General features: G+C 69.5%; 18 protein-coding genes and 3 tRNA genes. 17 read left to right on the forward strand and 4 right to left on the reverse strand.

Annotation, left to right across the window (positions count from 1 at the left end):
• The first annotated feature begins 70 nt into the window (after positions 1-70).
• From ABD893_RS10265 to ABD893_RS10280, 4 genes are all read left to right on the forward strand, one after another.
• Positions 71-142, forward strand: a tRNA-Gln gene (locus ABD893_RS10265).
• A gap of 33 nt (positions 143-175) precedes the next feature.
• Positions 176-248 (forward strand) — tRNA-Glu (locus ABD893_RS10270).
• 28 nt (positions 249-276) lie between these two features.
• Positions 277-349: transfer RNA gene (locus tag ABD893_RS10275), tRNA-Glu, on the forward strand.
• Between the two features lie 82 nt (positions 350-431).
• Positions 432-1,250: a universal stress protein gene (locus ABD893_RS10280; RefSeq protein WP_345079298.1), complete on the forward strand. Its 819-nt coding sequence runs from the start codon at positions 432-434 to the stop codon at positions 1,248-1,250.
• Positions 1,251-1,256: 6 nt separating this feature from the next.
• On the opposite strand, the gene ABD893_RS10285 is transcribed toward ABD893_RS10280, so the two are convergent.
• Positions 1,257-1,991 (reverse strand): IclR family transcriptional regulator, encoded by a 735-nt coding sequence (locus ABD893_RS10285; protein WP_299303751.1) that lies wholly within the window; start codon positions 1,989-1,991, stop codon positions 1,257-1,259.
• Positions 1,992-2,132: 141 nt separating this feature from the next.
• Between ABD893_RS10285 and leuC the strand changes: the two genes are divergently transcribed.
• The 7 genes from leuC (at position 2,133) to ABD893_RS10320 (ending at position 9,223) form a co-directional block, all read left to right on the forward strand.
• Positions 2,133-3,572, forward strand: coding sequence for a 3-isopropylmalate dehydratase large subunit (gene leuC, locus ABD893_RS10290; protein ID WP_345079304.1), 1,440 nt, complete (start codon positions 2,133-2,135; stop codon positions 3,570-3,572).
• Between the two features lie 14 nt (positions 3,573-3,586).
• Positions 3,587-4,201 (forward strand): 3-isopropylmalate dehydratase small subunit, encoded by a 615-nt coding sequence (leuD, locus tag ABD893_RS10295; protein ID WP_345079307.1) that lies wholly within the window; start codon positions 3,587-3,589, stop codon positions 4,199-4,201.
• Between the two features lie 160 nt (positions 4,202-4,361).
• On the forward strand, positions 4,362-5,681 hold the full coding sequence (gene murA / locus ABD893_RS10300) for a UDP-N-acetylglucosamine 1-carboxyvinyltransferase (protein WP_345079310.1): 1,320 nt from the start codon (positions 4,362-4,364) through the stop codon (positions 5,679-5,681).
• Positions 5,681-6,286 (forward strand): DUF2867 domain-containing protein, encoded by a 606-nt coding sequence (locus tag ABD893_RS10305; RefSeq protein WP_345079313.1) that lies wholly within the window; start codon positions 5,681-5,683, stop codon positions 6,284-6,286. Before murA ends, ABD893_RS10305 begins: the two co-directional genes overlap by 1 nt.
• Positions 6,283-7,089 (forward strand): lysophospholipid acyltransferase family protein, encoded by an 807-nt coding sequence (locus tag ABD893_RS10310; RefSeq protein ID WP_345079316.1) that lies wholly within the window; start codon positions 6,283-6,285, stop codon positions 7,087-7,089. Before ABD893_RS10305 ends, ABD893_RS10310 begins: the two co-directional genes overlap by 4 nt.
• On the forward strand, positions 7,086-8,084 hold the full coding sequence (locus ABD893_RS10315; protein ID WP_345079319.1) for an NAD(P)H-dependent glycerol-3-phosphate dehydrogenase: 999 nt from the start codon (positions 7,086-7,088) through the stop codon (positions 8,082-8,084). The genes ABD893_RS10310 and ABD893_RS10315 overlap by 4 nt, the downstream gene beginning before the upstream one ends.
• 23 nt (positions 8,085-8,107) lie before the next feature.
• Entirely contained in the window at positions 8,108-9,223 is a 1,116-nt protein-coding gene (locus ABD893_RS10320; protein ID WP_345079321.1) for a D-alanine--D-alanine ligase family protein, read from the forward strand.
• A 62-nt stretch (positions 9,224-9,285) separates the two neighbouring features.
• On the opposite strand, the gene ABD893_RS10325 is transcribed toward ABD893_RS10320, so the two are convergent.
• Positions 9,286-9,783: a DUF3515 domain-containing protein gene (locus ABD893_RS10325; RefSeq protein ID WP_345079324.1), complete on the reverse strand. Its 498-nt coding sequence runs from the start codon at positions 9,781-9,783 to the stop codon at positions 9,286-9,288.
• 39 nt (positions 9,784-9,822) lie between these two features.
• Between ABD893_RS10325 and thiL the strand changes: the two genes are divergently transcribed.
• The 3 genes from thiL to ABD893_RS10340 all read left to right on the forward strand — a co-directional run bounded on the left by thiL (position 9,823) and on the right by ABD893_RS10340 (position 13,027).
• Positions 9,823-10,881, forward strand: a complete 1,059-nt coding sequence (thiL, locus tag ABD893_RS10330) for a thiamine-phosphate kinase (protein ID WP_345079327.1) — start codon at positions 9,823-9,825, stop codon at positions 10,879-10,881.
• A 63-nt stretch (positions 10,882-10,944) separates the two neighbouring features.
• Complete coding sequence (locus tag ABD893_RS10335) at positions 10,945-12,021, forward strand: NAD(P)-dependent alcohol dehydrogenase (protein ID WP_345079330.1); 1,077 nt, start codon at positions 10,945-10,947, stop codon at positions 12,019-12,021.
• 22 nt (positions 12,022-12,043) lie between these two features.
• A complete protein-coding gene (locus ABD893_RS10340; protein WP_345079333.1) occupies positions 12,044-13,027 on the forward strand; it encodes a GNAT family N-acetyltransferase in 984 nt (327 codons plus the stop codon).
• A 21-nt stretch (positions 13,028-13,048) separates the two neighbouring features.
• Here ABD893_RS10340 and ABD893_RS10345 read toward each other — a convergent pair whose 3' ends face one another.
• On the reverse strand, positions 13,049-13,792 hold the full coding sequence (locus tag ABD893_RS10345; protein WP_345079336.1) for a Type 1 glutamine amidotransferase-like domain-containing protein: 744 nt from the start codon (positions 13,790-13,792) through the stop codon (positions 13,049-13,051).
• Positions 13,793-13,898: 106 nt separating this feature from the next.
• Positions 13,899-14,096 (reverse strand): 50S ribosomal protein L28, encoded by a 198-nt coding sequence (gene rpmB / locus ABD893_RS10350; protein WP_345079339.1) that lies wholly within the window; start codon positions 14,094-14,096, stop codon positions 13,899-13,901.
• 273 nt (positions 14,097-14,369) lie between these two features.
• Here rpmB and ABD893_RS10355 point away from each other — a divergent pair, with 273 nt between their 5' ends.
• The 3 genes from ABD893_RS10355 (at position 14,370) to ABD893_RS10365 (ending at position 19,285) form a co-directional block, all read left to right on the forward strand.
• On the forward strand, positions 14,370-16,583 hold the full coding sequence (locus tag ABD893_RS10355) for an ATP-dependent DNA helicase RecG (RefSeq protein ID WP_345079342.1): 2,214 nt from the start codon (positions 14,370-14,372) through the stop codon (positions 16,581-16,583).
• Position 16,584: 1 nt separating this feature from the next.
• On the forward strand, positions 16,585-17,151 hold the full coding sequence (rsmD, locus tag ABD893_RS10360) for a 16S rRNA (guanine(966)-N(2))-methyltransferase RsmD (protein WP_345079345.1): 567 nt from the start codon (positions 16,585-16,587) through the stop codon (positions 17,149-17,151).
• 568 nt (positions 17,152-17,719) lie between these two features.
• Positions 17,720-19,285, forward strand: a complete 1,566-nt coding sequence (locus ABD893_RS10365; RefSeq protein ID WP_345079348.1) for an HNH endonuclease signature motif containing protein — start codon at positions 17,720-17,722, stop codon at positions 19,283-19,285.
• Position 19,286 lies beyond the last annotated feature (1 nt).

Here is a 19,286-nt window from a genome sequence, read left to right on the forward strand (position 1 = left end):
ACAGTTCGGAAAGTCCACGGAAACCACCGGGGAATGGAACGGAAATTACTGCAGAAAGTACTTCTCACCATGGGGTATGGTGTAATTGGCAACACAGCGGTTTCTGGTACCGTCGTTCTAGGTTCGAGTCCTGGTACCCCAGCGTTATGCGGCGTTACATCGCCGCGTGGCCCGCGCCCCGTTCGTCTAGCGGCCTAGGACGCCGCCCTCTCACGGCGGTAACACCGGTTCAAATCCGGTACGGGGTACGACGCGAGATCTCCGCATTTCGCATCAGCCCCGTTCGTCTAGAGGCCTAGGACGCCGCCCTCTCACGGCGGTAACACCGGTTCAAATCCGGTACGGGGTACGAGCAGGAGCCGACACTTTCGAGTGTCGGCTCTTTTGTTGTTCCCAGGCCACGCAGCAGCTCGCCAGAGTATCGTCGTGACATGACGCACAGTACTGGTCCCCGAATCACGGTCGGTGTGTTCGATGCCGACGAATCCGATCAGGCGGTCCGCTGGGCCGCCCTCCACGCCGCCGCAGTCGGCGGCACCATCCATCTCGTCCATGCCTTCGTATGGACCGAGCTCGACGTCAACATCGACCCGATCTCGGGGATGGCCGGCTCCGGCTTCCGCAACGCCGCCCACAGCCTGATCCTCGAAGCCACCCGGATCATCCGCGAGGAGCACCCCGACCTTCCCGTGACCTCGGAGATCGTCGACGGCAACGCGGTGCCCGTGCTGGTGGAGATCAGCAAGGAATCTGATCTGCTGGTCCTCGGAGGCCGTGGTCTGGGGCGCCTGATGACCCTCATCGTCGGATCCAAGAGCCTCGCGCTGGCGGCGCGCTCCTACTGTCCTGTGGTCGTGGTCCGCGGCAGGGTCGATGGTGCTGGACCGATCGGACTGGTGCATCACGAGATCGCGACCGAGGTCGTCACTCGGGCAGCCGACCTCGCGGAGGCCTATAAGCGGGACATCCACCTGGTCGTACGTCCGGAGACCACGTCACAGGAGGCGCAGGAGATCCTCGCCGGCGTCGCCCAGCGGATCTCGCTCACGCATCCGGGAGTGTTCGTGCGCGATGTGACGATCGCCGCCTCCGACAGTCCGAAGCAGCTGGTTCAGGCCAGCGAGGACGCCTGCCTGATGGTGGTCGCGGGGGAGCGCACGCCAGGCGCGGGAGGCAAGGTCGCTGCGCCGCGCCAGCTGGTTAACGTGCTGCGCTTCGCCAATACCCCGGTCTGGATCGAACGCGACTGAGCCTGCTCAGGCGCCGGCGCGGCGGAGCAGCTCGGTGAGATGGTTCGCCGAGCTCATGACCGATGCCGCATGGAGGCGGCCCGGCTGACGGGTGATGCGCTCGATCGGGCCGGAGATGCTCAGGGCCGCGACCACGCGGCCGTTGGGACCGCGCACGGGAGAGGAGACGGAGCCCACCCCGGGCTCGCGCTCACCGATCGACTGCGCCCAACCGCGCCGCCGCACGGCGGAGAGCTGGGTTGCGGTGAACCGGGCGCCGAGCAGCCCTCGGTGCAGGCGGTCGGGCTCCTCCCAGGCCAGCAGGATCTGGGCGGCGGAGCCTGCCCGCATGGTGAGCGCCGCACCCAGCGGCACAGAATCCCTCAGGCCGATCGGACGCTCGGCCGCGGCCACGCAGATGCGGTGATCCCCCTGGCGGCGGTAGAGCTGCGCGGATTCGCCGGTGTGGTCCCGCAGTGCGGCGAGCACGGGGCCGGCCGAGGCCAGCAGGCGGTCCTCTCCGGCGGCGGCGGCGAGCTCGCCCAGGCGCGGACCCAGGACGAATCGTCCCTGCATGTCGCGGGCGACCAGGTGGTGGAACTCGAGCGCGACGGCGAGACGGTGCGCGGTGGGCCGGGCGAGGCCCGTCGACTGCACGAGCTGAGCGAGCGTCGCGGGGCCTGCTTCCAGGGCGCCGAGAACGATCGCCGCCTTGTCCAGCACACCGACGCCGCTGCCGTTCTCCTCTGAGGTCTTGTCCATGCTCCGATACTGCCGTCTTATTTGGTGAGACGCAAGTGCATCGCATCGTGGACCCGCCCACCATGGAGTGCACGCTCGCACCCCGAGCGCATCTCAGCATTCAGCAGCGCGCCCTCATCCTGGGCGCAGGGAAGGATCGACATGGCGGGGACCCTCGCGGAGAAGGTCTGGGCGGATCACGTGGTCCGTCGCGGAGAGAACGGCGAACCGGACCTGCTGTACATCGACCTCCAGCTCCTGCACGAGGTGACGAGCCCGCAGGCCTTCGACGGCCTCCGCCAGGAAGGGCGTGCGCTGCGTCGGCTCGACCAGCAGCTCGCGACCGAGGATCACAACACCCCCACGATCGACATCGACAAGCCGATCGCGGACATCACCTCGCGCACCCAGATCAACACCCTGCGCCGCAACGCCGAGGAGTTCGGTGTGCGCATCCACTCTCTCGGCGACATCGATCAGGGCATCGTCCACGTGGTCGGCCCGCAGCTGGGCCTGACCATGCCCGGCATCACCGTGGTGTGCGGCGACTCCCACACCTCGACCCACGGTGCCTTCGGCGCGCTGGCCTTCGGCATCGGGACCAGCGAGGTCGAGCACGTGCTCGCCACGCAGACCCTCCCGCTGACCCCCTTCAAGACCATGGCGATCACCGTGGACGGCACCCTGAAGCCGGGCGTGACCGCGAAGGACATCATCCTCGCCGTCATCGCCAAGATCGGCACCGGTGGCGGTGCGGGCTATGTGCTCGAGTATCGGGGCGAGGCGATCCGTCGGCTCTCCATGGAGGGCCGGATGACGGTCTGCAATATGTCGATCGAGGCGGGCGCCCGCGCCGGCATGATCGCGCCGGACGAGACCACCTTCGAGTACGTCCAGGGCCGCCCGCACGCACCGCGCGGGGCGGACTGGGACGCGGCTGTCGAATACTGGCGCACGCTGCGCAGCGAGGACGACGCCACCTTCGATGCCGAGGTGTTCATCGACGCCGACGAGCTCGAGCCCTTCGTCACCTGGGGCACCAACCCCGGCCAGGGGCTGCCGCTGTCGGCGTCGGTCCCCGCTCCCGAGGACTTCACGGACGACAACGCTCGCGTGGCCGCCGAGAACGCCCTGGAGTACATGGACCTCGTGCCGGGCACCCCGCTCAAGGACATCAAGGTCGACACCGTCTTCATGGGCTCATGCACCAACGGGCGGATCGAGGACCTGCGGGCCTTCGCCTCCGTCCTGGAAGGGCGCCAGAAGCATCCCGATGTTCGTGTCCTGGTCGTCCCCGGCTCGGCGCGGGTGCGCATCCAGGCCGAGCAGGAGGGCCTGGACAGCATCTTCCTCGGCTTCGGCGCCGAATGGCGTCAGGCCGGCTGCTCGATGTGCCTGGGCATGAACCCGGATCAGCTCGCACCGGGCGAGCGCGCCGCCTCGACCTCCAACCGCAACTTCGAGGGTCGCCAGGGCAAGGGCGGGCGCACCCACCTGGTGTCCCCGGTCGTCGCCGCCGCCACCGCAGTGCGCGGCACGCTGTCCTCCCCGTCGGATCTGGGCGCCCCGACCGCCCCGTCCGATCTCCAGCCCGTCGCCTGATCAGGAGCATCGCCATGGAAGCCTTCACCACCCATACCGGCATCGGCGTGCCGCTGCGTCGCAGCAATGTCGACACCGACCAGATCATCCCCGCGGTCTATCTCAAGCGGGTCACCAAGACCGGGTTCGACGACGGGCTGTTCAACGCCTGGCGCACCAACGACCCCGAGTTCGTGCTCAACCGCCCCGCTTACAAGAACGGCTCCGTGCTGGTCGCGGGCCCCGATTTCGGCACCGGCTCCTCCCGTGAGCATGCCGTGTGGGCGCTGCGCGACTACGGTTTCAAAGCCGTGCTCTCGAGCCGCTTCGCGGACATCTTCCGCGGCAACGCCGGCAAGCAGGGCCTCGTCGCCGGCGTGCTGTCCGAGGACGACCTCGAGCAGCTGTGGAAGATCCTCGAGGAGGCGCCGGGCACCGAGGTGACCGTCGACCTCGAGAACCGCCAGGCCCACGCAGGGGAAGCCACCTTCCGCTTCGACGTCGACGACTACACCCGCTGGCGCCTCCTGGAGGGTCTGGACGACATCGGTCTGACCATGCGTCACGAGCAGGACATCACCGACTTCGAGGCGAAGCGTCCGTCCTGGATGCCGAAGACCCTGCCGGCCCGCACCGCCGACACGAACTGACGACGACACGAACTGGCGACAGCACGGACTGAGCATCGCTCGGAGGCTGACCACTCCTTCGGCGGGAGCCTGATTCAGGCTCCCGTCGAGGTCCCTCCGGTATGGTGACTCGGTCAGAGAGTGGCGTCCGCGGGCGCCCGACCGTCGAGGCAAGGACACCATGAGTTCGACATTCCATGTGCGCGGAGGACGGCCCCTCGACGGTGAAATCACCGTGCGCGGCGCGAAGAACCTGGTCTCGAAGGCGATGGTCGCAGCGCTGCTCGGGGAGGGCCCGAGCGTCCTGCGCTCGGTCCCGGACATCTCCGATGTGCGGATCGTGTCGAAGCTGCTGTCGATCCATGGGGTCAAGGTCGACCACGATGTCGCCGAGGGCACGCTGCGGCTGGATCCCTCGAACGTCGAGCGCGCCCATGTGGCGGACATCGACGCGCATGCCGGCAGCTCGCGCATCCCGATTCTCCTCTGCGGCCCTCTGCTGCACCGTCTCGGCGAGGCGATCATCCCTGATCTCGGCGGTTGCCGGATCGGTGACCGCCCCATCAACTACCACCTCGATGTGCTCCGTAACTTCGGCGCGGTCGTGGACAAGCGCGAGATGGGCATCTACATCACCGCGCCGAACGGCCTGAAGGGCACCAAGATCCACCTCGAGTACCCGAGCGTGGGCGCGACGGAGCAGGTGCTGCTCACAGCGGTCCGCGCCCAGGGGATCACCGAGCTCACCAACGCCGCGGTCGAGCCCGAGATCGAGGACCTCATCGCGGTGCTGCAGAAGATGGGAGCGATCATCTCCCTGCAGACCGACCGCACCATCACCATCGAAGGTGTCGACCGCCTGGGCGGCTACGAGCACACGGCCCTGTCCGACCGCATCGAAGCGGGTTCCTGGGCCTGCGCGGCGCTGGTCACCAAGGGCTCCGTCTTCGTGCGCGGCGCCCAGCAGAAGCCGATGGCGACCTTCCTGAACATCTTCCGCAAGATCGGCGGTGGGATGGAGATCCGCGAGGACGGCATCCGCTTCTTCCACCCCGGCACTCCGCTGAAGGCGATCGCTCTGGAGACCGATGTCCATCCCGGGTTCATGACCGACTGGCAGCAGCCGCTGGTCGTCGCCCTCACCCAGGCCGACGGCATCTCGATCCTCCACGAGACCGTGTACGAGAACCGGTTGGGGTTCACCTCCGCGCTGAACGACATGGGTGCCCACATCCAGGTGTATCGCGAATGCCTGGGCGGTTCGAGCTGCCGCTTCGGCCGCTCCAACTACAACCATTCCGCCGTGGTCTCCGGCCCCAACTCGCTGCACGGCGCAGACATCACCGTCCCCGATCTGCGGGGCGGCTTCTCCTACCTGATCGCTGCGTTGGGCGCCGACGGAGTCTCGACCATCCGCGGCATCGATCTCATCGACCGCGGGTACGAGTCCTTCCGCGCCAAGCTCGAGGCCCTCGGCGGCGAGTTCTGGGAAGAGAACTGATGGCGGCCGACGAGCTGCCTGTCGGCCCGGGCGACAGCCAGGACCTCGGCCGGATCTCCGGACCGGTGGCCGGTGCGGCAGGGTCCCTCGCGCTGCGGGACATCCCGATCCCCGACTATTGCGATGTGGTGATCGTGCCCACCGCCGGGGTCGACGAACCGGATCCACGGGTCTGGGCCGATGCGATCTTCTCCCACGAGAACACCCCGCTCTCCTCCCGGGGCCTGCGAGCCCTGCGCGATGAGGCCATCCGGCTGTTCGACATGGTGCCGCCGCCGCAGAAGGAGTTCATCGCGGATGAGGTGCTCGGCTCCGAGGCGCTGATCATCGACGACGACGACAAGCTCACGGTGCGGATCGGTGTGGCGCTGCTCCCCGGCGGGAAGCTGCTGCAGGTCACCACCGCAGTGAAGTTCCGCTCGGTGCGGGGTCGCCTGGCCTTCGCCCCGCGCCGGCTGATGCACGCCGCCGCAGTCAACACCCTGGCCCGACGCGCCCCCACGACCCTGCGCCGACGCGCGCTGGCGGGCAACCCCGCCGCCGCCTCGCTGACGGGACAGGTCTCGCGAAAGGCTCTGGGCCGAGGCTCCTCGGCCGCGCGATGACATCCCTGCTGCGCAGCTGGGACATCGGCGCCGCCCGGAACCCTGCGCGGCGGGCTGGGCTCGTGGTCGGCCTCGTCCAGCTCCCGCTGCGCCCCCTGCTCACGCTGCTGTCCCGCCCTCGCTGGGAGGGCGTCGAGCATCTGCCCCAGGAGACGGGCGCGATGATCGCCTGCGGGAACCACCTGAGTGCCTTCGACGCCTTCGGATACGGCCATCTCCTCCAGGCCCACGGCATCGCCCCGCGCTTCCTGGCCAAGGACGCGATGTTCCGGGTGCCGGTGCTCGGCGCGCTGCTGCGTGCGGCGCGCCAGATCCCGGTGCGGCGCGGCACTTCTCGCAGTGGTGACGCCCTGGCGAACGCCCGTGCTGCCCTTGAGCGTGGGGAGCTGATCATGCTCTTCCCCGAGGGTACCTACACCCGGGATCGTGCGCTCTGGCCGATGCAGGCCCGTCTCGGCGCCGCCCGGCTCGCCCTGGAGACCGGTGCCCCGTTGCTGCCGATCGCAGCCTGGGGCGGGCGGGCGCTGTGGCCCGTCGGCTCCCCGGTTCCGCGACCCCGACCCGGCAGGCACGTGCAGATGCTGGTGGGCGAGCCGTACTCCGTCGCCCGCCGCGACGACGAGAGCGTTCATCAGGCGGCCCGGCGCGTCACCGAGGAGCTGATGGCGAAGATCGCGGAGCTGCTTGGTCAGCTGCGCGATGAGCAGCCCCCGCGGGAGCTCCACGATGGCAGCACAGACGCTCATCGACCCGAGGTCGGCAGACCTCAGCCCGGATATCGAGCCTGGAAGCAGATCTCATGACATCGACCCCTCGCCTCGCCGTGCTCGGTGCCGGAAGCTGGGGCACGACCTTCGCCCAGGTGCTCGCCGACGGCGGCGCCGAGGTGACCCTGTGGGCCCGGCGCGAGGAGGTCGCCCGCGAGATCCGCGAGCGGCATCGCAACAGCACCTACCTCGGCGAGCATCAGCTTCCTGCCTCGATCCACGGCACCTCCCGGCTCGAGGAGGCGCTCGAGGGCGCCGACGGGCTGGTGGTCGCGATCCCCGCGCAGTCGATGCGGGCGACCCTCGCTCCCTGGCCCGCGCTGCCCGAGGTACCGATGCTGTCCCTGACCAAGGGCATCGAGCGCGGCACCGATGCCCGCATCAGCCAGATCCTGGCCGAGGCCGGGGGAGCCGACCCCGAGCTCGTCGGCGTGCTCTCCGGCCCGAACCTCTCGGCGGAGATCCTCGAACGCAGGCCCTGCGCGAGCGTGGTCGCCGCTTCCTCGCAAGCGCTCGCGGAGACGATGGCCAGCTGGAGCGAGGCGCCGTACCTGCGCGCGTACACCTCGACCGACGTGATCGGGGTGGAGGTCGCCGGGGCGGTGAAGAACGTGATCGCGATCGCGGTCGGTGCCGCGGTGGGTCTCGGTCACGGCCACAACACCACCGCCTCCCTGATCACCCGCGGTCTCGCAGAGATCACTCGGCTCGGGGTCGCGCTCGGGGGCCAGAAGGAGACCTTCTCCGGCCTCGCCGGGTTGGGGGACCTGGTGGCCACCTGCTCCTCACCGCTGAGCCGCAACCACCGCCTGGGCCTCGCCCTCGGCCGAGGTCTGGACGTCGATGCGGCCGCCGCCGAGGTGGGACAGACCGCCGAGGGGGTCGCCACCGCCCGCGCCGTCGCAGAGCTCGCCGCCCGGCTCGGCGTGGACATGCCGATCGCCCGCGCGGTCGTCGCGGTCGTGGACCATGGCGCCCGCATCGAAGAGGTCACCACGGCCCTGTTGGCTCGCTCAGTGCGCCCGGAGTGAGCATCAGTGAATATCCTGGTCCCATGAGAACTACCGTCGCCCTTCTGTTCGGCGGCCGCAGCGGAGAGCACGGCATCTCGTGCGTGACCGCCGGCGGCATCCTGGCCGCGATCGATCGCACACGCTTCGACGTGATCGCCATCGGCATCACTCGCGAGGGCCGTTGGATACACGTCTCGGACGACCCGAGCGACTGGACTCTCGTCGACGGCCGCGCCCCCGAGGTGGACCCCTCCGGGAATGAGGTGCTGCTGCCCAGCACCCGCCACCGCCCCGGCGAGCGGATCACCCTGCGCATCGTCCGCGACAGCATGGTCCACGACCTCGCCGACATCGACGTGGTCTGGCCGCTCCTGCACGGCGCCTACGGTGAGGATGGCACCGTCCAGGGCATGCTCGAGATGCTCGACCTCCCGTACGTGGGCAGCGGTGTGCTCGCCTCAGCCGCCGCGATGGACAAGGCGGCGACGAAGCTCGTGCTGCGTGCTGTGGGCCTCGAGTGCGCCCCCGGCATCGTGGTCCACGAGGACGGCTGGGCGAGCGATGCCCACCGCGTGGCCACGTACCTGCGCACGACGCACCCGTTGCCCTGGTTCGTCAAGCCCGCCCGGGCGGGCTCGAGCCTCGGCGTCACCAAGGTGACCGATCCCGCCGAGCTCGAGACCGCGCTCAAGAGCGCCTTCGCCGAGGACCCGAAGGTTCTGATCGAGGAGGGGCTCGACGGCCGCGAGGTCGAGTGCGGTGTGCTGCAGGGCCGCGACGGCGGGGAACCCAGCACCACCCTGCCCGGCGAGGTGAAAGTCGGCGACGACCTCGAGTTCTACGACTACGAGGCGAAGTACTTCGGCAAGGGCACCGTGAGCATCGACGTGCCCGCCGGCCTGCCCGATGACATGCTCGAGGAGGCTCGGGAGATCGCCTCCCGCGCCTTCACGGCGCTGGGCCTGGAGGGGCTGGCGAGGGTCGACATGTTCGTCACCCGCGACCGTCGTGTGCTGATCAACGAGGTCAACACGATGCCGGGCTTCACCCCGTACTCGATGTTCCCGGTGCTCTGGGAACATATGGGGCTGAGCTACGCGGATCTCATCGCCGAGCTGATCGAGCAGGCGCGGAGGCGCCGGCTGGGCCCGCGCTGAGCCCTGCATCGTGAGTGCTCCCGGTGGAGCCCTGCACAGTGAGCACTGCGCAGCGCACTCCGCTACGGGGCGGGCTGGTCGCCCGGGCCGATGCAGAAGTCTGTCGCCTCGATGTTCCGGCTGATCACCTGGGAGAGGGACAGCGCCGCACCTGACGGTTGATCCGGCGCGGCCGATCTCGGCACCGTGACGTCGATCGCGGGCTCGCGGCCATAGGTGGTGTACAGGAATACTTCGCCCTCGAGCTCCTGCACGATCCAGTCCACCTCCACTCCGCTGCCGTCGGCCAGGGTGGTGCAGAGCTCGGTGGTGGGGCCGGGCGGGGTCACGCCGCAACGCATCACGATCGTGTCCTCCCCGCTGCCCCAGGCGGCCGTGCCCTGGCTCGAGGTCTCCGACCGCTCCATGCCCAGCACCTCGGGTGGAACGCCCAGCACGATATCCGCGCAGGCTGGGTTCGCGGCATCGACCCCCGCAGGCACCTGGACGGTGCCGCAGGAGACCAGACCCAGGGCCATCAGGCCGGCGGCGGGGAGGGCGAGCAGACGAGAGTGAAGCACGCCGCGAGCCTATCGGTCGGGGTCGGGCACACTGGGGACATGGCAGGCGACACTTCCCACGACAGCATCCCGCACGGCAGCACCCAGCACGCCAGCACTCCGAGCGGTGAGGCCGCGCTCCTCGCCCGCATGCTCCCCCACCTGAGCCACGGCCGCGAGGTCGAAGTGGGGCCGGGGGACGATGCCGCGGTGGTGCACCTGCCTTCCGCGCGCCTGGTGGTCACCACCGACTCGTTGGTCGAGGGCCATGACTTCCTGCTCCACGCCACCACCGCCCGGTGGGTCGGCCACAAGGCTGCGGTCCAGAATCTCGCCGACATCGCCGCGATGGGCGCCGAGCCGCTGGCCCTGGTGGTCGCGATCTCCGCCCCGGCCCACACCCCGGCCGCGCTGTTCGAGGACCTCACGATCGGTCTGGCCACGCGCGCCGAAACCGAGGGAGCGAGCATTGTCGGCGGAGACCTGGGCCGCGCCGACCAGCTGGTCCTCACGGTCACGGCGATGGGATCCCTGCCCGATGGACAATCGGCCATCACCCGCACCGGGGCCCGCGCCGGAGACGTCCTCGCGATCGGTTCTCCGCGGCTCGGCCGCTCCGCGGCCGGGCTCGCCCTGGTGCTGGGCCAGCGGGTCCTGGTCCGCGCCCCGGACGGCACCCACCCCACGATCATGCTCCGCGACATCGCCGACCCCTCGGCGGCGGAGCTGGTGCGATGGCATGACGCTCCAGACCCTGACCTCTCGCTGGGCTGGACCGGGGGCCGGTCGGCGCACGCCATGATGGATCTGTCCGACGGGCTGGTCCGCGACGGCGGGCGACTGGCCCGGGCCTCCGACGTCACGCTCGACCTCGACCGCAGCGCGCTGGCCCCCGATGTTGCGCAGCTCGCCGGCCTTGCCACCGAACTCAGCGCAGACCCCTGGACCTGGGTGCTCCACGGGGGTGAGGAGCACGCGATGCTCGCCACCTTCTCCCCGGGAGAGGCACCGGAGGGATTCCGCCCGATCGGCCGGATCCTGCCCGCCGGGCCGCAGGGTCCCGAAGTGCTGCTGGACGGAGCCCCGATCATGGGGGAGGGGTTCGACCACTTCGCCTGAGCCGGACTAGTCTGGTCGGCGGCGCTCTCTGCGCCACGATCACCACCTGCCGGAGGAATTTTCATGCCGATCACCGTCAAGGCCCTGCAGAAGACCGGTCCGGATCAGCCGTTCCGGGTCACCACCATCGAGCGTCGGGATCCGCGCGCGGACGATGTGGTCATCGACATCGCGGCTGCCGGGATCTGCCACAGCGATATCCACACGATCCGCAACGAATGGGGCGAGGCGAGCTTCCCGCTCACCGTCGGCCATGAGATCGCGGGTCTCGTCTCGGCCGTCGGCGAGAGCGTCACCGACTGGAAGGTCGGGGACCGCGTGGGTGTGGGCTGCATGGTCAACTCCTGTGGGCAGTGCGAGGAGTGCCGCGCGAACCAGGAGCAGAACTGCCTCGAGGGCAACGTCGGCACCTACAACGCGAAGGACGTCGACGGCACCATCACCCAGGGCGGCTACGCCGAGAAGGTCGTGGTGAACGAGCGCTTCGTGTGCCGCATTCCCGATGAGCTCGCCTTCGACGCCGCCGCCCCGCTGCTCTGCGCAGGCATCACCACCTACGCCCCGCTGCGCCGCTGGGGCGCCGGAGAGCAGATCGACGGCCGTGCCAAGCGCGTCGCGGTGCTGGGCCTCGGCGGACTCGGCCACATGGGCGTGCAGATCGCTGCGGCGATGGGAGCTGAGGTCACCGTGCTCTCCCGGTCGCTGAAGAAGGAGCAGGATGCCCTCGCGCTCGGCGCGCAGCGGGTCCTCGCCACCACCGAGGAGAACTTCTTCTCGGATCACCGCGGCGAGTTCGATCTGATCCTGAACACCATCAGCGCCGACATCCCCGTGGATCGCTACCTGCGCCTGCTCACGCCCCGCGGCGTGATGGCGGTCGTGGGCCTGCCGCCCACGAAGCAGCCCCTCAGCTTCGGCTCCCTGATCGGCGGCAACAAGGTGCTCGCCGGCTCGAACATCGGCGGCATCGCCGAGACCCAGGAGATGCTCGACTTCTGCGCCGAGCACGGCCTCGCCGCGAAGATCGAGGTCATCGGGGTGGGTGACGCGGATGCCGCCTATGAGCGGGTGGTCGCCGGTGACGTCCACTTCCGTGCCGTGATCGACACCTCGACCTTCGCCGACGCCACGGCGGAGTGAGCGAAACAGCGAGCGAGACAGGATGAGCGCCCCCTCCCGCCGGTTCCGCCCCACCACGGCGGCAGACGTCGCACGCGATGGCCACCGCTTCGAGTGGCTCAAGCCCGACGGCTGGCGGGAGGGCTTCCGCGCCCTGGTGCTCGAAGTCGAAGACCCGGAGTCCGACGAGCCGCGCGTGGTCGGCGTCGGCCGCATCGGCCCGAACACCGTCCATCCGGGCCGGGACCTGGTCGAGCTCGAGATCGAGGAGGGGCACCGCCGCCGCGGCCACGGAACAGCTCTTTTTCGCGAACTTGGTAAATACAGCAATAATCCATTGTCGAGCAAGGTGCAGCCCGGCTCCGCGCGCGATGGGTTCCTCCGTGCTCAGGGAGCAGTGACCTACCTCGAGGTTCCGCTGCTCCGCGTCGACGTCGCCGTGGACCGCACCGCCCGCTGGTGCGCAGCGGTCCGGGGAGCGGCAGCACGTGGAGCGGGCGGCGGCACCGCCCGCGCGGTCCGCTGGACCGAGCTGCCGCGCGAGCAGCTGATCGACGCTCTCACCACGCGCTACCTCTGGCAGCATGCCAGCTGGTCGCCCACGGCTCCCCGCGAGGTGGTCCGCCCCGAGGTGGGGGGGGCGTTCAATGAGGAGTCAGTGCACGAGCACTCCTGGGCGGTGCTCCGGAACGGCGAGATCACGGCATTGGCCGACGTCTACAGCACCGAGGACGGCGAGGTGGGTGAGGCGGGCGAGGCCAGCACCTCCGTCGGACCTCACTGCGAAGGCGCCTTCGAGGCCGTCGACGCCGCTGCCCCGGGGGCCAGGGCCGATGCCGCCCTCTGTCTCGCCGCGCTGCTCGAGGACCTGCGGGGGATGGGCGTGGAGACGATGGACTTCGACAACCACCCCACCGACCCGCATGCTGCGCCGCTGCTGGCCACCCTGCGGCGCACCGAGGTGGATCCCGTGCACCTGGTCGAGATTCCGAACGGCCTCACCGCGGTGCTGCGCGACGTGCCCTGAGGGTCAGTGCAGCCCTGCGCCTCAGCGCAGGCGTCGCACCGGCAGATCGGTCTCCACCGCGACCCCGTCGGCCCCGCGCTCGATCCGGGTGACTCGGACGCCGTCGGTCTCGGCAACCGCCTCGACCAGCTCGGTGCCGCGGAAGAGCAGTCCGGTGCCGTCATCGGTGCAGAGTGCGGTGCCCAGAGTCCCGTCGGCCACCAGCGCGTGCAGCAGCGGTCGCCGTCGATCCTCGGAGTCCATGTGCACGCCATTGGCCCCGGGCAGAAAACCGAGGCCGTTCGTGACCGGCTGCAGGTCGGGTCCGAAAGAGTCGGTGACCCCGCCCTCGAACCAGCAGATCGACCCCGCCGAGATCCCGGCCAGCACCACGCCGTCCTGCCAGAGGCGGTGGAGGATCTCGGGCAGGCCGTGGGCGCGCCACACCGCGAGCAGGTTCACGACCGATCCGCCGTTCACCCAGAGCACGTCGAACCCTCGCAGGTAGTCCTCGATGTCCTCGACGTTGGGGGCCGGGAACAGGCTCAGATGGTGCAGCTCGTACCCGGCCTCCCGGGCCGCCTCCTCCATATCCCGCTGGAAGCTCTTGTCATCACCGCTCGCGGTGCCGATGCTGCAGATCCGTGGCCGACCTTCGGCGCGGGGGCCGCACTCCTGTCCGAGCTCGAGCGCGAATGCGAGCATGGGCCCGAAGCCGAACCGCAGCCGTCGGTGAGGACGGTAGCCAGCGCTGGTGGCCAAGATGGTGGGCGTCGAGGCGGGCATCGGGGCTCCTCAGAAGATGTCGGAAGGACCGCACGCTACCCGAGGAAGCACGAGAGCCCCCACCCGAAGGTGGGGGCTCTCGTGGATGAAAGCTGTGCGGTCTCGCTCAGGCACCGATCGTGCTGACCTTGCCTGCCTTGAGGCAGGAGGTGCACACGTTCACGCGCTTGCTGGTGCCGTTGATCACAGTGCGGACGGACTGGATGTTCGGGTTCCAGCGACGCGAAGTGCGGCGGTGCGAGTGAGACACGGACTTGCCGAAGCTCGGGGCCTTGGCGCAGATGTCACACGTGGAAGCAGCCACTGTCGTCTCCTGGTACGTCGATGTTCTGATCTCGGTGCCCGCGTCCACCCCCGCGCCGGAACGGCGGGGTCGGTGACCTGGGTGAGCACGGAGGTGCGACCCCCCGGAGGTCAGGGCAACCACGGAATCATAGCCCAGATGCGCGTATGCCTGAAGCGGAGGACGCTTCCTCCTCATGTGGACTCCATCACGGCCGCCCTCGAGGGTGGCACGATAGGGCTCTCACGTCGCACTCCATCCGGCGGCGCACATCGAGCATGAGGAGAACTCAGCATGGCCAGGAGGCACGAGTCCGCTCGAGGCTCGATGCCGCTCAAAGAGCTGCTGATCTCCAAGGAATCCAAGGCCATGGCCTCCTTCGGGGTGTATGACCTGGACACGATGATGCGTTTCGCCCCGCGCCGCTATGTGGTTCCCGCCCCGCTGCGCTCCCTGCATGAGGTCACCGAGGGTGAGGCGGTCAGCGCGGTGGTCTCGGTGGTCTCGGTGCACGACCGGGCGATGCGCAGCCGGCCAGGTTTCATTCTCGAGGTCGTCGTCTCCGATGGCATCGAGACGATCCCGCTGACCTTCTTCCTCACCAAGAAGCATCAGGTCGAGTGGCATCGCGGCCGGCTTCCCATCGACTCGCTCATCATCGTGCACGGCACCGTCGGCTACGACGACTTCCGCAATGCGCTCCAGATCACCCACCCGAACTACGAGACGATCGAGGACACCGACGAGGGGCGCGCCTGGGCCCAGCGGCCTCGCCCCATCTACCCGCTGCGCCAGAACATCGCCCTGGCCACGATGCGCTCAGCGGTCGAGAAGGGCCTCGAGTTCGCGGGCTCCCTCGCCCGTCCGGTGCCGGACGAGGTGATCGCTCGCCGCGGCCTGCCCCCGCTCGCCGAGGCGACCCGCCTGGTGCATATCCCGCTGACCGTCCAGGACACCCGCCGCGGGATGGCCCACCTCCGCTACGAGGAGGCGTTCATCCTGCAGGCGATCTTCGCCCAGCGCCGCGCCCAGGATGAGCGCACGCCTGCCCCGGTCCTGTCCGCGGAGGGACCGCTGCAGCCCCTGCTCGACCAGCGCCTGCCCTTCACCCTCACGGACGGGCAGCGCGAGATCGGCGCGATGCTCGAGGAGCGCATCGGCCGGGGCCACCCCACCAGCGTGCTGCTGCAGGGAGACGTCGGCTCCGGCAAGACCGTCGTCGCTCTGCGCGCCATGCTGCGCGCCGTGGACTCCGGCCACCAGGCCGCACTGCTCGCCCCCACCGAGGTGCTCGCCGAACAGCACCACCGCACCCTGATCACCCTGCTCGGCGACCTCGCCCGCGCCGGCCAGCTCGACGGGCATGCCGCCGCCACCCGGGTGCGCCTGCTCACCGGCTCCCAGCGCACCGCCGGTCGCCGCGAGACCCTGCTCGACGTCACCTCCGGACAGGCCGGGATCGTGGTGGGCACCCACGCGCTGCTCGCCGAGAAGGTCGAGTTCGCCTCGTTGGGCCTGGTGGTGATCGACGAGCAGCACCGCTTCGGGGTCGACCACCGCCGGCGGCTGCGCGCCAAGGGCCCCGCCGGGCAGAGCCCCCACGTGATCGTGATGACCGCGACCCCGATCCCGCGCACCGCAGCGCTCGCGACCGTCGGCGACCTCGACGTGCTCACCCTCCACGAGAGCCCGGGACAGCGCGCCGGAGTCACCAGCTTCGTGGTCCACGAGAAGCTCCCGAAGTGGGAACAGAGGATGTGGCAGCGCGCCGCCGAGGAGATCACCGCTGGCCGTCAGGTCTTCGTGGTCTGCGCTCGCATCGATGAGGAGGAAGCCGACGCCCCCGCCCCGCCGACTCTCGACGAGAACGGCAAGGAAGGTCCGCCGCCGCTGGATCCCGCCCGCGGCGTCCTCCAGACCGCGCTGCGGCTCGCGGAGCGTCCCGAGCTCGCCGGGGCCCGCCTCGGCATCCTCCACGGACGCCTGACCGGCGAGGAGAAGCAGGAGGTGATGGGCCAGATGGTGCGAGGCGAGATCGACGTGCTCGTCTCCACCACCGTCATCGAGGTGGGGGTCGACGTCCCCAATGCATCGGTGATGATCATCCTGGACGCCGAACGCTTCGGCGTCTCCCAGCTCCACCAGCTGCGCGGGCGCGTGGGTCGCGGCGAGCATGCCGGCATCGCCTTCTTCGATACCTCCGGTGTGCCCGGGAAGGAGCACTCGGCGCACCTGCAGGCCATCGCGGAGACGACCGACGGCTTCGAGCTCGCCGAGCTGGACCTGCGTCGCCGCGGCGCGGGCGACCTGGTCGGGGAGGAGCAGTCCGGCCTGCAGCGCACCCTCAAGCATCTCGACGTCATCCGTGACGCGCGCGCCATCGAACAGGCCCGCGAGGACGCCTTCGCCGTGGTCGCCGCCGATCCCGAACTGACCACCCATCCCGTGCTCGCCGGCGCCATCGAGGACCGGCTGCGGGATGCCGACCCCGACGTGGAGAGGAGCTGATATGCCGCGCATCGTCTCCGGCACCCTCGGCGGCCGCACCATCCCCGGCCCGCCCGGCAAGGGCACCCGCCCCACCACCGACAAGGTGCGTGAAGCGCTGTTCAACCGGCTCGAGGGCTGGAACGTCCTGGACGGAGCCCGTGTGCTCGACCTCTACGCGGGCACCGGAGGCCTCGCCTTCGAGGCCCTGTCCCGGGGCGCCGCGCACGCGCTGCTGGTCGAGCTGCACGGCCCGACGGCGAAGCAGCTGCGTCGCACCACCGCCGATCTCGGCCTCACCGAGCGGACGGACATCCGAATCGGCAGGGCCGCGACCGTCGCGGCGCAGCTCGCTGCCCAGTCCGAGAGCCATGACGCCACCCTGGTCTTCCTCGACCCGCCGTATGACGTGACCACCGAGGCGCTCGAGCAGCTCCTGCTCACCCTGCGCCCCGCTCTGAGCGACGATGCGGTCGTCGTCATCGAGAGGTCCTCGCGCACCCGCCCCGTCGACTGGCCGGAGGGGTGGGCCGACGATGGCAGCAAGGAATACGGCGAGACCGCGCTGCAGTTCGGTGGCCCGGCCTGAGCCAGCCGGCGCGAGCTGAGCCTGCCGGCCCGGCCTGAGCCAGCCGGCGCGAGCTGAGCCTGCCGGCCCGAGCTGAGCCTGCCGGCCCGAGCTGAGCCTGCCGGCCCGAGCTGAGCCTGCCGGCGCCGCGTGACTCTGCCGCATCCTTCCGCCATGTGCGGGCCCGTGATCCGGCGTCCTCCGCTGCTCTATCCACATTTTCGCGGTGGGCTTGCAGTGCGGGATTGAATATGCATTATCGGGTGTGGACTCTGTGATCTGCAGATATGTCGTGCGTGCAATATTGGGCGGCACCGGGGAAGGGGCTGTCGTGCCGTGGGTGCACGGAGGTGACCTGGTGGTATCCCCCATTGGTGCACAGGATGTGGATATCTGGACCGTTCCTCCACCGACGTGGGTTATCCACAAATTCGCGCGCTGTACACATTATCCTGGCGGATGTCGAGCGTATGTTCTAAAATCAGAGGTGTCGGCGAATGGTCGAACGTCCCTTGGGGGATGGGCTGTCGAGGCCGGAGGCCACGAGCAAGCGAAGATTGCGAGCAAGGACGCGGAGGGAGAGATCACGATGGAGCAGAAGGGCGTTGAGCCTCCCCGCACCCCGGTGCGGGCACGCAGCCCCCTCACTCCGACATCGCTCGTGGAGCGTGCCGATGTCGTGCCCAGCACCCCTGAGGCGGAGACCGTGCTGCGGATCTTCCACCGCCGTCGGCAGGAGCATGCCGCTCTCTATATCGCCGAGACGCGCGACCTTGCCTCACTCTGGTCCGACGCCGACGAGGGAGACGAGAAGGCCCTCCATGCAGTGGCGGCTGCAGCAGGTCTGCGCATGAAGCTGCCCCGCGGCGAGGACCGCCTCCGAGACGCGCATGTCGCCGTCACTGATCTGCCGGCGTGCTTCGCTCAGGTGGAGGCTGGTGCTCTGCCTGTGGACTGGTTCGAGTGGCTGATCCGCAGCGTGCTGCGCCTGACGCACCTTCAGCGCCGCCAGGTCGATGAGCGGGTCGCGGCCTGGCAGGTCGAGGCGATCGACGTCGAGCGCTACTACCGGGAGCTGCGCACGCTCATCGGATGGTTCTGTCGCGCAGCTGTCCAGGAGACTCCGCAGGAGCAGCGCAGCGTGTTCATCCAGCCCTCGCCCGACGGTGACGGCACCGCCTGCATCATGATCCGCGGCCCGATCCCGGAGATCCTCGCCTTCGGGCAGCGGCTCGATGGTGCCGCGCGCGCTGTCCAGGACGCCCAGCGTCGCGCGCTCGAGACCGGCGCGCCGATCCCCTTCGACCTCGATGGTGACGCCGCCCGCGAGGGGAAGCACCTGTCGCTCGCTGCGCTGCAGTACGCGGTGGCGGTCCGCTCGATGCTCGAGACCGGGGAAGTCGAGGTCCCCGCTCCGGCTTTCCGGATCTCCATCGTCGTGCCCGTGCTCACGATGCTCGGCCTCTCGAACGCCCCCGCGACGCTTGACGGCAGGATCCCGATCCCACCGCGCATGGCAAGGGAGCTGGTCGCCAAGGCACCCGCCTTCGAGCGGGTGCTCACCGACCCGATCTCGGGGGACTTCCCACCCTGCGCTTCCCAGACCTACCGCCCTACGGCAGCGATGGCCGAGCATCTCCGCCTGATCGATCCCGTCTGTGCGGTCCCGGGCTGCACCCGCTCCGTGATGACCGTCGGCGAGATGGACCACATCGAGGAGTTCGATCTCGAGAATCCCGCTCGCGGTGGGCCCACCACCATCGAGAACCTCCACCGCCTGTGCAGGATCCACCACCGGATGAAGACCGCGGGAGATCTCGATCCCGATCGGGATGAGGCCACCGGCACCACCCGGTGGAGGATCGGCGGCGCCGCTGTCTGTGACGTCGCCATGAACTCCGATCTGGTCACCAGAGAACTCTCCGACAAACTGCACCGTGCATGGGAGCAGTACAGCAGCGATATCGAAGTCGAAGAGCTGACCCGCCTCGGAGTCTTCGACGAGAGTCCTGCTGAGAAGGTGGATCGCGAGGAGGCTCACCGGTGGGGCCTCCACCTCACCGAGTACTACTCCCGCCCCGGGTACGACGAGCTCAGTGATCCCGGGCCGCCACCGTTGGCGGCACTGCCGGAACACCGCCCGCCGCCGTACTGAG

The organism is Brachybacterium paraconglomeratum (assembly GCF_039541415.1).
Classification (GTDB): Bacteria; Actinomycetota; Actinomycetes; order Actinomycetales; family Dermabacteraceae; genus Brachybacterium; species Brachybacterium paraconglomeratum_A.